This window comes from Rhodococcus sp. no. 34, from assembly GCF_054589475.1.
Window position 1 is genome coordinate 25,638 of record NZ_BAAILK010000046.1, and the last position, 15,072, is coordinate 40,709.

At 62.1% G+C, this 15,072-nt stretch carries 12 protein-coding genes; 6 read left to right on the forward strand and 6 right to left on the reverse strand.

Translation table 11 applies throughout. From position 1 onward, the window contains the following. Positions 1–106: 106 nt before the first annotated feature. Both ACYP01_RS21385 and ACYP01_RS21390 read right to left on the reverse strand, forming a co-directional pair. On the reverse strand, positions 107–1,081 hold the full coding sequence (locus tag ACYP01_RS21385; RefSeq protein ID WP_021333513.1) for an oligopeptide/dipeptide ABC transporter ATP-binding protein: 975 nt from the start codon (positions 1,079–1,081) through the stop codon (positions 107–109). After that, a complete protein-coding gene (locus ACYP01_RS21390) occupies positions 1,081–1,992 on the reverse strand; it encodes an ABC transporter ATP-binding protein (RefSeq protein WP_459682296.1) in 912 nt (303 codons plus the stop codon). Before ACYP01_RS21390 ends, ACYP01_RS21385 begins: the two co-directional genes overlap by 1 nt. 275 nt (positions 1,993–2,267) lie before the next feature. Between ACYP01_RS21390 and ACYP01_RS21395 the strand changes: the two genes are divergently transcribed. Then, entirely contained in the window at positions 2,268–2,825 is a 558-nt protein-coding gene (locus tag ACYP01_RS21395; protein ID WP_021333511.1) for a QsdR family transcriptional regulator, read from the forward strand. 85 nt (positions 2,826–2,910) lie between these two features. Here ACYP01_RS21395 and ACYP01_RS21400 read toward each other — a convergent pair whose 3' ends face one another. Further along, positions 2,911–3,732 (reverse strand): class II glutamine amidotransferase, encoded by an 822-nt coding sequence (locus tag ACYP01_RS21400; RefSeq protein ID WP_118603843.1) that lies wholly within the window; start codon positions 3,730–3,732, stop codon positions 2,911–2,913. 21 nt (positions 3,733–3,753) lie between these two features. Next, positions 3,754–4,197, reverse strand: a complete 444-nt coding sequence (locus tag ACYP01_RS21405; RefSeq protein WP_042451026.1) for a DUF7144 family membrane protein — start codon at positions 4,195–4,197, stop codon at positions 3,754–3,756. Positions 4,198–4,541: 344 nt separating this feature from the next. Between ACYP01_RS21405 and ACYP01_RS21410 the strand changes: the two genes are divergently transcribed. The 5 genes from ACYP01_RS21410 (at position 4,542) to ACYP01_RS21430 (ending at position 10,656) form a co-directional block, all read left to right on the forward strand. Continuing rightward, a complete protein-coding gene (locus ACYP01_RS21410; RefSeq protein ID WP_459682300.1) occupies positions 4,542–5,264 on the forward strand; it encodes a hypothetical protein in 723 nt (240 codons plus the stop codon). After that, positions 5,261–5,875 carry a class F sortase gene (locus ACYP01_RS21415; RefSeq protein ID WP_231783390.1) on the forward strand — a complete coding sequence of 205 codons (615 nt, stop codon included), beginning with the start codon at positions 5,261–5,263 and terminating at the stop codon, positions 5,873–5,875. The genes ACYP01_RS21410 and ACYP01_RS21415 overlap by 4 nt, the downstream gene beginning before the upstream one ends. A gap of 93 nt (positions 5,876–5,968) precedes the next feature. Further along, positions 5,969–6,769: a bifunctional hydroxymethylpyrimidine kinase/phosphomethylpyrimidine kinase gene (gene thiD, locus ACYP01_RS21420; RefSeq protein ID WP_003946192.1), complete on the forward strand. Its 801-nt coding sequence runs from the start codon at positions 5,969–5,971 to the stop codon at positions 6,767–6,769. Positions 6,770–6,817: 48 nt separating this feature from the next. Next, positions 6,818–9,301, forward strand: coding sequence for an aminopeptidase N (gene pepN / locus ACYP01_RS21425; protein WP_459682303.1), 2,484 nt, complete (start codon positions 6,818–6,820; stop codon positions 9,299–9,301). A gap of 65 nt (positions 9,302–9,366) precedes the next feature. Next, positions 9,367–10,656 (forward strand): alpha/beta hydrolase, encoded by a 1,290-nt coding sequence (locus tag ACYP01_RS21430; RefSeq protein ID WP_084324767.1) that lies wholly within the window; start codon positions 9,367–9,369, stop codon positions 10,654–10,656. Here ACYP01_RS21430 and ACYP01_RS21435 read toward each other — a convergent pair. Both ACYP01_RS21435 and ACYP01_RS21440 read right to left on the reverse strand, forming a co-directional pair. Beyond that, positions 10,618–12,885 (reverse strand): DUF2254 family protein, encoded by a 2,268-nt coding sequence (locus ACYP01_RS21435; protein ID WP_211920128.1) that lies wholly within the window; start codon positions 12,883–12,885, stop codon positions 10,618–10,620. The two genes, ACYP01_RS21430 and ACYP01_RS21435, sit on opposite strands and share 39 nt — an antisense overlap. Positions 12,886–12,889: 4 nt before the next feature. Beyond that, positions 12,890–15,025 carry a bifunctional lysylphosphatidylglycerol flippase/synthetase MprF gene (locus ACYP01_RS21440; RefSeq protein ID WP_459682306.1) on the reverse strand — a complete coding sequence of 712 codons (2,136 nt, stop codon included), beginning with the start codon at positions 15,023–15,025 and terminating at the stop codon, positions 12,890–12,892. Positions 15,026–15,072: the final 47 nt, after the last annotated feature.

Genomic DNA, 15,072 nt, shown 5'->3' on the forward strand with positions numbered 1-15,072 from the left:
CTGGAAGTGTGTGATCGGATATCGGGATCGCAAAGACAGACGCGGATTCATATGGTGGACTTTCGCTTTGGTCTTCTCGGTAGGGGGAGACTGACGCGGCACGCATTTACTGCGGCGGGTTGGAGATTCCGGTCGATGTGGCCGGGGACGATAGATGGCAGGCGGAGCTGTGTGCGGAATTCGAGGCCGCGCGAAGTGACGGCGCTTCCGACGCACAGCGATCCATCGCAAACGGGCAGCGGGTGCGGAATCGACAGCCCGAGGGTGGATTCCGTGGGTCGGGTAACTCGCCCCGTACCAATGCTTTCCGACGACTGCGCCGCTCGAGTTCGATGTGCGGGGCCGCGGCGAGAAGCGCCTGCGTGTAGGGGTGCGATGGAGTCCTCAGGACCGTGGCAACCGGTCCGATCTCGACGATTCGGCCGAGGTACATCACCGCGACGCGATCGGCGATCCGTGCCACCGAACCCAAATCGTGCGAAATGAAGATGTACGTGAGGTCATGTTCTTCTCGGAGATCGGCAAGAAGCTGCAACACCTCTTCCTGAAGCGAAACATCCAGGGAGGCAACAGGTTCGTCGCAGAGAATCAGTGGCGCCTTGGAGGCAAGTGCACGAGCGATGGTCACGCGTTGGCGTTGGCCGCCGGAGAGCTGGGTCGGGAGGCGGTCGGCAAGCTCAGCGCCGAGACCTACCCGACGCAACAGCTCGACGGCTTTCGGCCGCAAGGACTGTGGGATGCGCAGACGCCCTGGCGCCATCGGCTCGGCTACGCAAGCCCATGAGGCCATCCGATTGTTCAAGGCCGACGTAGGGTTTTGAAAAATGAGATGGGAAGATCCACCCTTGCCGAACGCCGGGTCGTCGAGATTCATAGTGATGGAGCCTGCGGCCGTAGCCACCAGACCCGCGAGAGCGTGAGCCGTCGAGGATTTTCCCGATCCTGATTCACCGATTATCGCAAGGGTTTCGCCCCTCTGTACGGAGAAGCTGACGTCGTCGACCGCGCGAAGAGCTTTGCGTCCGCGTCCGTACTCGACTGCCAGATTCCGAACGTCGACGATGACGTCGGTGTTGCTCATCAGCTCACCAGTCCGAGCAACTCGAGTTCGTCGCTGCGGTGACATCTTGTTGCCGATTCCGGTGATCCGATCAGAAGTGGATGATCGGATATGCAGAGCTCCTCGGAGTAGTTGCACCGGGCGACGTATCGGCAACCCACGCCGTCAGCAGGGGCTTTGCTGGTGAAATCGCCTCGCGCCTTGGGTGATTGGGAGGCGACTTCTTCGAATGTCGAGCGTGCCGCCTCGAGAAGGCTGAACGTGTAGGGATGCGCGGGCCGCCGAAGCAGCACGTCTCGTGGCGCGACGTCGACGATCTCGCCGCGAAACATGGTGATGACTCGATCCGCGACCTCGGCGACAACCGCGAGGTCGTGACTGATCAACAACACGGCAAGATCGCGCTGTTCGGCCAGTTCTCGAAGGAGATCGACAATCTGAGCTTGGATGGTGACGTCGAGCGCTGTTGTCGGTTCGTCCGCGATCAGCAACTTCGGACCGCATGCCAGGGCCATCGCGATCATCACCCGCTGACACATCCCGCCGGAAAGCTCGTACCCGTACGACTTCAAGGTTCTGCTCGGGTCGGCCAGTCCGACCTGGTGGAGAAGATCTGTAGCCACGTCCTCCGCATCGACTTTCGTGATGTCGCGGTGGGCCTTCAACACATCGACGATCTGGCGACCGATGCTGACGGAGGGGTTGAGAGCCGAACTCGGGTCCTGGAAGACCATACTGACGTCGCGACCGCGTATTTTCCTCAACTCGGCGGCGGGCCGACCCACAAGTTCCTGTCCTTCCAAACGGATGCTTCCGCTGGTTGTTGCCGTACGGGGCAAGAGACCGAGCAGAGCGAGTCCGGTCAGTGTCTTTCCGCTCCCGCTCTCTCCTACGAGGCCGGTGATTTCGCCCGACCCCAACTCGAAGCTCACTCGGTCGAGGAGTCTGTTCGAAATCGATTCTGTCCCAATGTCAACCGTGAGGTCTCGTACTTGCAGAAGTGGGCTCATCGTCGGGTCGTCCACGTGTGATCGTTCATCGCATTCCTCCGTAAACAACTGAACTGTTGTGACTGGAATCACGTACCGGGGAACCATAAACACTCACCTGCAACAAAGTCAATGAATGTTGCAACGATTGCCGTCGATGGCGCCGTCTGATCGCCTCCGGCTACCGACCAGCACGTCGTCAGCGATACATTCACTCCATGGCCGAGACACGTGACATCCGCGCGGAAGCGTTGAGTGCCGCCCGACGACAGTTCGCAGCCGGAAAACCGCTCGATGTGAATGCTTTGGCCACCGAGTTGGGGGTGGATCGGACCACCTTGTTCCGGCGTGCAGGGAATCGCGACACAATTACCGGTGACGTGCTCGATTCGCTGGCGCGCCGAACGTGGCGAATGGGCCTCGAGGAGTGCGGTGGAAGCGGAGCGTCAAGGGTTGTCGACGTCCTCACCTACCATGCACGGGCGACAATCGAGACCGAATTCTTCCGGACGTATTTGACTCGGGAACCGCAAAAGGCGTTGTGCATACTCACAACTGGACTGGGGCCGATTCAGGGCACGATGGTCGAATCCGTGCGAAGGCTGATCGAAGCTGAAATACCGGAGCAGATTCGGCCAGACCTGCCCGTCGAGGACATGGCATATCTGCTGGTTCGCGTGGGTGAGTCGTTCATCTACAACGATTTGCTCACTGGTGGCACTCCGGATACGGAGAAGGCTCGCTTGGCGTTCCGGCTCATCCTCTCGCGTGACTAGTGTGCCGAGTTTCCGTTTTCTCAGTTTTCGTGAAAGCGCTTCGAATGCAAGCTATTTCATAGCTATGCCTGGTTGTATGACCCAATCAGGCTGGTGGGATCGGCACAAAGCTCCGCATCTCGTCCCGTCCGGGCCGGATGACGCCTGCGGCGGATTCGGGAACCTCGTTCCAGGCGCCGGGAAGGTCACGTAGAGGCTCGGAGACGACGATTCGGGTCTCCTCACTCAGATGGTGCAGGGCATCCACCTCAGGATGGAGCTTGCGCAACGTGGAAATCTCGGTGGAGAAGAACAACGACCTCGACTGGTGCTCGCTGGAATAGCGAAAGATCCAGGTGGAGATGCCATCCGACGTGGCGACGGTCATCTGAACCGGATTGTCGATTCCCTGCGAGCGGGCCGTGTGCTCGACGAATCCGACGGCCCTCGCGACACCTTCGAACGGATCGTCGGACAGGCCGAACGTCAGCGCGAGGAAGAACAAGGTTTCCGAGTCCGTCGATCCTTCGAGATCCGGAAAGAGCGACGGATCAATGGCAGTCACCAATTCCCGTTTCATGTCGTGGAATCCGTGTAGTGAACCGTTGTGCATCCACAACCATTGCCGGTGCCGGAACGGGTGACAGTTGCTGCGCTGCACTGCAGTTCCCGTCGAGGCGCGGATGTGAGCGAACAGCAGAGGGGTGCGCAATTGGGAGGTGACTTCGCGCAGGTTCGAGTCGTTCCACGCGGGTTCGATGCTCTTGAAAACTGCCGGTTGGGGGCCTTCCCCGTACCAGCCGATTCCGAAGCCGTCGCCATTTGTCGTCGTGGCCCCGAGTTGAGAATGCAGGCTCTGGTCGATCAGCGAGTGCTGTGGCCTGAACAGCAAGTCATGGGCCAGTATCGGCTCTCCGGAATACGCCATCCACCTACACATACTTTCAACTCAAGCAGATCGAGTCGGCGTTGACGGTGCATGCGTAGCGGCGTGCGTCGTCTGGGTGGGCTTCCATGTCGACACAGCCCAGATCACGACGATGTTCAGCGCGATGATGAGAGTCGACCACCAGGGGTAGTACGGCAGCCACAAGAAGTTCGCGATGATCGAGATCGCGCAGATCACCACTGCCGACACCCGCGCCCAGGCCGCTCCGGTGAACAGCGCAAGCCCGACGAGAGCGACGAGCGCGCCCAACACGAGATGGATCCAACCCCACGTCGTCAGGTCGAACTGATAGACGTAGTCGATCCCGACTACGAACACTTCGTTTTCGGCGACGGCAGCGAGTCCTTGGAAGAACTGCACGATGCCGACCGTCACCAAGATGACGGCTGCCCCGATCGATGTTCCTACCGCGAAACCCTGCTTGACTGATGTTGTATCCGACATGACGGTTTCCCTTGATTCGGTGGGGGGCGACCGGACACGTGCCCGGCACGCTCGTTGTAGTGATCGTTGTTCCACCGGCTGACCGCTATGAAACGGAAATACCTGTCCAATGCGGTGAGAAATCAGTGCGATCTGCTCCGATGTGCGGGCGAAATGTAACTTCTGACCCCTGTTGATCCGATGGACCCCTTGCCCGAACGCGTGTGCGGAGAAATTGCTCGTAACCGAAGTTCACAGAAAACAAGAAGAATTCGGCACGGAATTCGACCTATTTGTCCAGCTGTACTGGTATTTTGACTGAATTGACCGGAAGCTACGGTCCGCGGAAAAAAGGTAGCGAGAGAATGACGATCTTCGGCAGGCGTACCGCGGGCATCACCGCGACGGCCTTCGTCTTGGCGACCGTTGTGTCGACAGCACTCCCCGCAGTGGGATCGGCTGCCCCCGTTTCGCTCACCCGCGCGTGCAACTCGGAAATCAACGAAAATTCGATGTCACTCGATCCGGCCGTGATCGACGGTTGGTACGACATCTCGACTGGATCGCCTGGAACGAAAATCAACTCGATCGAGGCGTGGCGGACAGTGCCGGGAGACATCCTCGAGTTTCGCGCATCGGTGACGATCAGAGCCCACGGAAGTCCCGTCCGAGGGACCCTTCGGATCGACGGCGCCGGCTTGACCGGAAATCAGGATTTGATCTCCAGAATGACGTTGACCCAAGATCTCGGTCGCTCAGGATCAACGGTCACCGATGCCGACGACGGTTCGGTCATCCCCGTACGTGCCAAGCTCGCCTTCGACGTCACAACTCCTGGACAAGTCGCGCAGAGCCAGACGGTCAACCTCTCGGCAGTCAAGATTGTCTTGGCAGGCGACACCACCGATCCGGGAGGTGAGTGCCCCGGCCCCGGCGGCGGGGGGAATGGAAGCGGTGGCGGAAACGGCAGCGGTGGTGACGGTTCCGGTGGCAACGTTGGGGATTCCGGTGACGCACTTCCCGGTCGTGACGTCGGAAACCGAGTACCAATTTCCCAGATTCCGTCCGGCCCGACTTCTCGTCCGTGACAGCGGCACCTGGATCCACGGCCAGCCGAACGTGGGCCGCTGCAGTAGTGGCGACAATGCTCTTGATCGGCGGATGTTCCGACGACGGTGACTCGCCGACCCGCGTCCTCGCGACCGGCCAACAAGATTTGCCGCCAGAGATTCGCGCGGTGGTCGACGGTCCGGATGTCCCGACCACGCTGCGCACAGGCAACAGCACCGCTGACATCCTGCCGATCAAGACGACGACGGACGGCTCGCTCATTCCGCCCGAGGATGTCAGTGAGATCGGATGGTGGGCAGATTCGGCATTTCCCGGCTCCGGCGCGGGCACTGTGGTGATCACCGGACACATCAACGACATCTATCAGGGTGACGGTTTCGGAAAGAAGTTCTCGACACTGGAAATCGGCTCGGTCGTGACCGTGGCGGGCGCCGGGGGACAGACCTGGAACTACCGTATCGATGCGGTCGATCACTACAGCAAGGACGGCGAGCTGCCGGTCGAGCGATTGAACAGCCTCGACGGACCCGAAACCCTCGCGCTGATCACCTGCGGCGGCGAGTTCGTCGGTCCGCCGTTCGGATACGAGGACAACGACGTCGCGTGGGGAACTCCGGTGCCCGCATAGCCGAAAACCAGACGTCGGAACGGTTGATAAACTGGGTCCCGCGTTCGTGGCCATCCACGCACGTTTCGAAAGTCCGAAGAAGGAGATTGTGCTGTGGTTGACCTCGCCTATGTCATCGCTGGGTCCGAAGCGACTGGCGGTGCCGGCCTGCAGGTCGACCTGAAGACGTTTCAGGCATTGGACGTCTACGGCGTAGCGACCACCACATGTATCGTCTCGTTCGATCCCAAGAACAACTGGGGTCATCGCTTCGTACCGATCGCTCCTGACGTGATCGCTGATCAGATCGAGGCTGCCACTGCGGCTCACGATCTGGACGTCGTCAAGATCGGCATGTTGGGCACGCCCGCCACCATCGAGGTTGTGGCAGAGGGCCTGCGTCGGCAGTCCTGGCGCCACGTCGTCCTCGACCCGGTCCTGATCTGCAAGGGCCAGGAGCCCGGCGCGGCTCTCGATACTGATACAGCACTTCGTGATTCGATCCTCCCGCTCGCCACCGTCGTCACACCCAACCTGTTCGAGGCACGCACCCTCGCCGGAATGGACAGCATCGAAAGCGTCGACGACCTCATCGAGGCCGCACGTCGTATCCATGATCTCGGACCCAAGTACGTGCTCGCAAAGGGCGGTGTCGAACTCGCCGGTGGCGACGCCGTCGACGTGTTGTTCGACGGGACCGACGTGACTGTTCTCTCCGCCCCCAAGGTCGGCGAAGAGCGCGTCTCGGGTGCCGGTTGCACGCTGGCCGCCGCAGTGACCGCGGAGCTGGCAAAAGGCGCCGACGTGGGAGAAGCCGTCGCTCTGGCAAAGAAGTTCGTCACGGCGGGCATCGAAGGCCGCGTCTCGGCACACACGCCGTTCGACACCGTCTGGCAGGGCGCGTTCAAGGGATAGGCGCACGGCGGCTCACATCGCCGCGCGCGGCCTGGCAGGATCGAGTGCGTGAGTACTGCGAACCTGAATCGAAGCGAAGTCGCCGAACGATCTCGAGCCATCTCCGTCGCCGGTTACCGGGTGGAGTTGGATCTGCGATCGGCGGTCGACTCCGCCGTGAAGACCTTTTCGACGGTCACGACAATTGATCTGACGTCCTCGGTGGAGTCCACTTGGCTCGATTTCATCGGTGCTGCAGTCGATTCCGTGGACGTCGACGGTGCGTCGATTCCGGTGGAGTACGACGGATCCCGGATCGGGCTGCGCGGACTCGGCGGATCGAACGTCGTTCGGGTGGCAGCTCACGGCAACTACAGCCGTTCCGGTGAAGGGCTGCACCGATTTGTCGACGACGCTGACGATCAGACGTATCTGTACACGCAATACGAGCCTGCCGATGCCAGGCGTGTTTTCGCCTGCTTCGAGCAGCCGGACCTCAAGGCGCCCTTCACATTCGAGGTGACAGCACCTGACGGCTGGGAAGTCCTGTCGAATCAGCCCGCGACCCAGACTCTCTCCGTGGACGGTGCACAACGCGTCACTTTCGCCCCGACGCTGCCGATCTCGACCTACATCACCGCGATCGCGGCCGGGCCGTATCACCGCGTGGCGTCGTCGTGGAGTCGCGGCGAACTCACTGTCGAGTTGGGTGCGCTGTGCCGGGCGTCGTTGGCTCCACACCTCGATGCGGACAACGTTTTCGACATCACCCGTCAGGGGCTGGACTTCTACGCCGAGTACTTCGACTATCCGTATCCGTTCGGCAAGTACGACCAGATCTTTGTCCCCGAGTACAACCTCGGCGCCATGGAGAACCCGGGACTGGTGACCTTCACCGAGGCATACGTGTTCCGCGGCACCGCAACCGACGAGCAGCATCAGCGCCGCGCCAACACGATCCTGCACGAAATGGCGCACATGTGGTTCGGCGATCTCGTGACCATGGTCTGGTGGGACGACCTGTGGCTCAAGGAATCTTTTGCCGATTTCATGGGATCGCTGGTCAGCGCCGAAGCTACTCGCTTCACCGATGCCTGGGTGGCATTCGCCATCAAGCGAAAAGCGTGGGCGTACCTCCAAGATCAGCTTCCGACAACTCATCCCATCGTCGCCGACATCGTCGATCTCGAAGCTGCGAAGCTTAACTTCGACGGAATCACCTACGCCAAGGGCGCCAGTGTCCTCAAACAACTTGTGGCGTTCGTCGGGCGTGACGCGTTCTTCGAAGCGGCACGCCGGTACTTCAAGGCACACGCGTACGGAAACACCACGCTGGTCGATCTGCTCGACGTGCTCACGGAGACTTCCGGGCGCGACGTGCGCGAATGGGCCCGAATCTGGTTGCAGACCACCGGGGTGTCCACGCTGTCGCTCGACGGAACGCACCTGGTCCAGACGGACCCGAGGCCGCATCGGCTCGCAATCGGAATCTACGACTACAACGAGTCCGGAGACCTTGTTCGCACCGAACGCGTCGAACTCGACATCACCGAATCACGCACGTCGGTCGACCTTCCGCCCGGAGCACTCACACTGCTCAACGACGAAGACCTCACCTACGCCAAGGTGCGATTGGACGCGGAATCTCTGTCCACTGTCGAGGCATCCCTGGACCGCGTGAGCGATCCGCTTGCGCGCGGGGTGATCTGGTCGTCGCTGTGGAACTCGGTGCGTGATGCGCAGCTCTCGGTGTTCCGGTACCTCGACATGGTGGAACGATTCGCTCCCGCGGAGACAGATCTTGCGATTCTCAGCTCGATCCTGACCGATGCCCAATACGCGGTTCTTCACTACGTACCCAAAAGCTTGCGGCCCAATGTAAGTGCAGGCTGGTTGGAAACGACCTGGAAGGCGGTGTTCGAAGCCGAACCGGAGTCCGGAAGACAGCTGGCATGGGCACGGGCTCTGTCGGCCGCTGCAGCGGTCAACGATGCTCGCGCCGACGAGGTGCGGTCGATACTCGACGGCACCTGCCCGGGGCCGGTCGGACTGGCTCTCGATCCTGATCTGCGGTGGGCATTGTGGATCGCCCTGTCGGCGACCGGCCATGCGAGTGTGAGCGACTTCGACGGTGAGCTGAGCAAGGACAGCACGTCAGCGGGTCGAACGGCGTACGTCCGCGCTGTGGCGTCGATTCCCGATGCCGAGACCAAGGCGGCTGCCTGGGCGTCGGCGACCACTGACGGCTCACTCTCGAACGACCGCCTGGATGCGACGATCGCCGGATTCCGTTCGGGCACGGACCCGTCGTTGATCGAGGGATATGCGGCAGAGTACTTCTCGTCCCTGGGGAAGTGGTGGTCCGAACGCAGCATCGAGATCGCCCGACGGTTGGTGAACGGACTCTTCCCGGCAGCTGAAGACACCTCTGCTGTCGATTCCTGGATCCAGGCCAATGCTGAGGCGCCCGCGTCGCTGCGGAGGCTTGTTCTCGAGCGTCGGGATCACCTGGCCCGAGACCTACGTGCCCAGGCGTCGAACGCGGTGATCTGACGCCATCAGCTCCGAAATGTCCTGTTCTTGGATATTGTCTAAACAGGGCTGCGACGGGAGACGACGTGCACACGATCACGGATCTGTCGCTGGTCACGGGCCCGGTTCCACCCGTGGTGACGGTGCTCGGAATTCTGGCACTTCTGTGGCTGATCTTCTCGAGATCGAGGCGTCACGTGCTGATCTCGATTCCGGTATGCATCGTCGCGGCAATCGCGATCACTCTCGTGCTGTACTGGCTGATCGAGAAGGTGTGGCACCCGTTCCCCGATCCGATTGCCCGTCCGGTCTACGTGTGGATCGGGTTGGGCATTCTCGGCGTGCTGCTGGGTGTTTCGCGGGTATTTGCGGCGACGCGGATCGACGGTCGCGTGCTCACCGTGGTCTCCGTGCTCCTGGTGGTCGTGTCGAGCGCGGCTCACGTGAATCTGCAGTTCCAGTCGTATCCGACGTTGGGAACAGCGCTGGGACTCTCGGACGCGGAGAAGGTTTCACTCGCCGACCTGGACGACGGCAAGGACGGCGCGGTACCGGTTTCGCAATGGAAGGCTCCAGCGGACATGCCGTCGACCGGCAAGGTCAGCACGGTCACGATTGCGGGGACGGTCTCCGGATTCAGCGCCCGCGACGCCGAGATCTACCTACCGCCCGCGTATTTCACCAACCCACGACCGGAGTTGCCGGTGTTGGTACTGCTTGCCGGCCAACCAGGCGCGCCCGAGGACTGGCTACAGGGCGGACGTCTCGTCCAGACCATGGACGCCTACGCCGCTGCGCATTCGGGCTTGGCTCCCGTTGTCGTCGTTGCTGACGGGACCGGGTCGGAACTGGCGAATCCGCTCTGCGTCGATTCCCAACTCGGGAACGTCGCGACGTACCTTTCGCGCGATGTTCCCGACTGGGTGCGCGGGAACCTCCAGGTGGATCCAGACCCGAGGAAGTGGGCGATCGGGGGACTTTCCTACGGCGGTACCTGCGCGTTCCAGATGGCAACGAACTTCCCCGCGGTCTATCCGACGTTCCTGGATCTGTCCGGTCAGATCGAACCCACACTCGGCGATCGCAAGCAGACGGTCGATGCAGCGTTCGGCGGCAATGAAGCCGCGTTCGTGGCAGTGAATCCGCAGGATCTGCTCCGGGAGAAGAAGTTCCCCGACAGCGCCGGGGTGTTCGTGGTCGGCAAACAGGACAACGACTACCGCCCAGGTCTTCAAACCCTCTACGAAGCCGCAAAGGCCGCAGGGATGGACGTCCAGTACGCCGAGGTCGACGGAGGGCACAGCTTCCAGGTGTGGTCGGCTGGATTGGCGAGTCAATTAGGTTGGCTGGGAACGCGACTCGGTCTGCCCGGATGAACGATCGTCCGGAAGTTCCGAAGACCCGATGATCAGCGGGTGAATTCTTCCGGTCGCCCCGGCTTCGGAGCCCAATCCCTGCGGATCCGCCACACTCGCGAGCCGAAGGTCGAGTGCGCCGGTCCATTCTCGGGTCAATTGCGCATCGAGTGCGTCGACGCGCTCGAGTAGCGGAGGGTGCTGGTCCGGCGGGCAGGCTTCGAGCAAGGTCGCGAATACCGCGCGTAGACGGCGCTGGACCTGCGCGGAATTGGTACTGAAGTGCCGGATCTCGTCGGTGGCGACGGACACGTAATCGGTCCAGGTGCGTTGCTGCCCTCTGATCAGCGTGAGATCCGAGGTTGATGTGTCGAAGCGGACCCGCGGGGCGAGAAGTACCAGAAGATCTTCGATGTGGTCGAGAGCCTGGACGGCTCGGCCCGGGTCGTTGATGGCGGGTGACAGGGCCTTGAGCGCGATGTCCACGATCGACTGAAGCGCTGCACCGGGGCTGACGACCGGGCTGTGCGTGTCACCGAAGATCAAGCACGACATCAAGGTGTCCGGGCGTACCTTCAGCGACGGTCCGCGTACCTCGAAGAGGGGCGCGTTCTGGGCGACGAACTCGCCGATGCTGGGGACGACTTCGACCGAGACGTCCCAGCGGCCGGCCAACCGCTGCAGTCGTGCGAGATCGATCGCCAGCAGAATCCGGCCGTCGGGTGAGAGGTGGCGCAGGCGAATCACCAGTGCGTCGGCGCTCTCGGAGTTCTCGGACTCGCGCGGTTGGGGTAGGGGGAGCGGCTGACTGGGTTTCGGTGCGCCAGAGGGCAGGTCCTCGTACAGCGGATAGGCACGAATCGTCGCGCTCCGGCCCTGGGCCGCTATCCAACGCAGCAACCGACTGGAATTGAGAATCGACCCGACCTTCGCCACCAACGCGATGAACAGGATCGCACTGGCCAATGCCAGAAGCAGTGCGATCGCCGTGGAGATGGTCGGTGAGGAATTCTCCGAATCGAGCGCCAGATCGAGCGCAATGATCAAGGAGAAGACGAACGTGGCCAGAAACATGCCGATCGACCACCGCATCACTCGCTGTTGCGCAAGCATCGGGACCACCCGCACCGAAATCTGCGATGCGCCGAACTGCATTGCGAGGGTGATGGCGGTGAACACCAGACCGGTGAGAGTGATCATCCCGCCGGCGATGACGCTGAGCAGCGTCGCGGTGGCCCCGGCGTCCACGCCCTCGGAAATGGTACCGACGTCGCCGTCGCTGACGAGATCTCCGTCGATCCCGACGAGGATGTTCGCGGTGACGACGGACAGGACGACGAGGATCACGGGGAGACGCCAGACGGGGACTGTTCGTAGTCTTCGGCGAGTTCGACGCCAGCGAATTCTGTCCGAGAGCCGCCGCGACAATCCGACCTTCGACGTGGGGGTTGCGGTGCCGACGACGGGGAGCGGTGGTGGGGGCGGGGGAGTGGAACCGAAACTTCCCGACACCGTTTCCTGAACGTAGATCTTCGCGTGGATCATCGGCTCGCGATAACGCTGTTCACGGGCCACTGCCCGGCTCATCTTGGCGGGCTTGTCGCGGTAACGCGAGCGCGCCCACGGGGCACCCGGGCGACTCAACCGAATTGCTCCGATCAACAGAAGTGGGGTGAAGAACAGCCCGATCAAGCCGGTCCAGAGTTTGCCCTTCATCAACGTGATCACGGCGAGTCCGAGTTGGATCACGATCGCGACGACAACGCCGATCAACGTCGCCAGGCTGCGGTCCTGCTCGTACGGGTCGAACTCTCCCGCGAACCCGATCGGGTGGACCCCGAGAAGGAAAAGGAACGAGATCGCGATGGCAACGAACACTGCGTCGATGGACGAGCGACCCTCCTCGGCCCAGTAGACATCGCGCAGATGCAACACGAGCGCGTACTCGTCGAGGACCAACGCGCTGCCGATACCGAACACCGACGCGAGAACACAATTGGCGATCGGGGTGTGATAGTCGGCCAGAGCGATGAAGGCGAAGCCGGACACGAGCATCATCATCAAACCGAAAACCATGTGGTGGATGTGCATTCCACCGGGCGTGACATTGCCTGGCCACCACGAGACCTCGGCCCGGATCATCCGGACGCTGAAGCGGATGAACAGGAACGTCAGGACAAAGGCGAGTAGGAGGAAGAACAGCGGGAGCCTGCCGGTGTCGACGACCGTGTGCTCGAACCAGGACCGCACGGCGTCAACTCTTGCTGGTGGCGAGCTTGATCAGCTGAGGAGCCGTTGCGTCGGGCAGGTAGGCACGCGTCAGTGCGATTCCGATCCGAGGCAGGTCGGCCTCGTCGCGGAAACACAGGAAAACGGGTTCGTACCTCGGCTTGAACTTCTTCTTGAACGCGTGAAGAGACCGGAAGCCGTACAGCGGTTCCATCGCGGCTCCGAGCATGTCCAGCAGGCGGTCCATCGATGCGGCGTCGGCGCCGTCGTCGCTGCGTGCGAGCGGTGCTCCGGACAGTGAGACGAATTGGGCACCTTGTTCTTTGAACTCGAGGGCCGACGATGCGATGAGGAACTCGACCACCGGACGGAACCCGTCGGGACGTCGACGCATGACGTCGAGTGTCCAACCCTGAACCACGCCGCCTTCGCCGTACACCGGCAACCACGAGGTGACGCCGTGAATGCTTCCGGTCGGGTCGACGGCCAAGCCGACCCGGACGTCGCGGTCGAGCGCCTCCTCGACGCTTCCGAGGGTGAATCCCATCTCGGGTAGCCCCTTGTCGCCCACCCATTCCTCGGAGATGGCGCGCACCTGAGCCAATACGGAGAACGGCTCGTCAGCCAATGTTGTCATCCGGAAGGTGATGTCGTCCTTCTTGGCCTTGTTGAGCGCCGAGCGGATGTCCTGCCAGGATTTACCGGTGAACTGCAGTTCTGGTAGGTCGACGATCGTGTCTTCGGCGACCTGAACGGTGCGCCAGCCACGCCGGGCGGCGGCATCGGCTGTCTCCTTCCCCACGGAGAACAAGCAGGGAGTGAGGCCATTGGCTTCGGACATCGTCGTGAATTCGTCGACCGCTGCGGCAAGTCGGTCGGGGCTCGCTATCGGATCCGCCAGGACCACGACGACACCGACATGCCGTTGGAATGCAACGACGCTCTCACCCGACTCGCCGAAGTAGTAACTGTTGCCGTCCCACGTCGTCATCCACGACATGGTTCCGCCGCCGTGTCGTTTGAGCAGTTCCCGAGCGGCGGCGCGCGGATCGTTCCCGGACAACGGCCCGCCTCGAATCTTGCGCCGCATCGGTACGTGAAAAGCGTGGCGGCCCTTGATCAACAAGATGAGTTCGAGAAGCCAGAGCAGCGCGGTACCGACCGTGACGGCGCCGGCGCTCTCGTAGTCGAAGAAGATGACCGAGACGAGGACGAGGGCGGTGGCCAAAACCGTCAGTGAACCGAACACCACGGCAACCCACCAGGCCCAGCGGCGACCTCGTCGCAACTGGTCCGCGATCAGGGCAACGATGACCACGTCGATCAATGCCGTCCAGCCCGAACCGGTTTCGGCTTCCGTCGGCCCGAACGGTCCGCTTCCGGGGAACAGCCAGACGGCGATCTCGACCACGCCGATCAGGAGCAGGCCGATGAATCCGAGCAGGCGGATCTCGCGTCGCGTTCGGGGGATGAACCCGCGCTCTCCGTCGCCGAAGAACTTCTCGCCCACCGGCAGGAATATCGCGACCGCGATGAGGTGCTGCACGTCGGCGAGGCGGCCTTCGAAGAGGAACGCGATCGCAATGTACGCGCACAGAATGGCGCGCACTCGCATTCGCCAGGGCGAGCGGAGTGTTGCCGTGGTCGCGGCGAGAGCGGCGATGATTGCGGTGGTCACGCCGACGTCGCGGTGGGTGGCGAGGTTGCGAGCCCAATCCCAGTCGGTGTGGCTGCCCGCCCAGAGGAGGAGCGATGCACCGAGTTCGCCCGCCAACTGACCGCTGATCGTGACGATGGCCGCGTTCTTGGTTCCCAGGCGCCATTCGCACCAGCCGACCGCCAAGGCAAAAACGACGATGATCGAAACATACTGACCCGGTGTCAATCCGAAGAACCACCCCGTGACGAGAGTCCACCACTTGCCTTCCTGCAAGGCAGGAACGCCGTAGGCGATGTCGTCGAACCACGAGTAGGTACGGACGTGATTCCACAGGGCGCCGGTCGCGATCCCGACGACGGTGATGGTGAGGACGACGATCGAAGTGAACGGCACGCGCCGCAGGACGCTCAGAGCGTCGGAAGCAAAGCGAGAGGCCCGATTCGGCGCACCCGGCGCGCTCCGGTCGGTCTGCGGGGTGGGGGTCTGGGACTGCTCAGCCATCGAGGTTCTCTTCTCGCCATGCCGCACGGTGGATTCTGCCTGTTCAG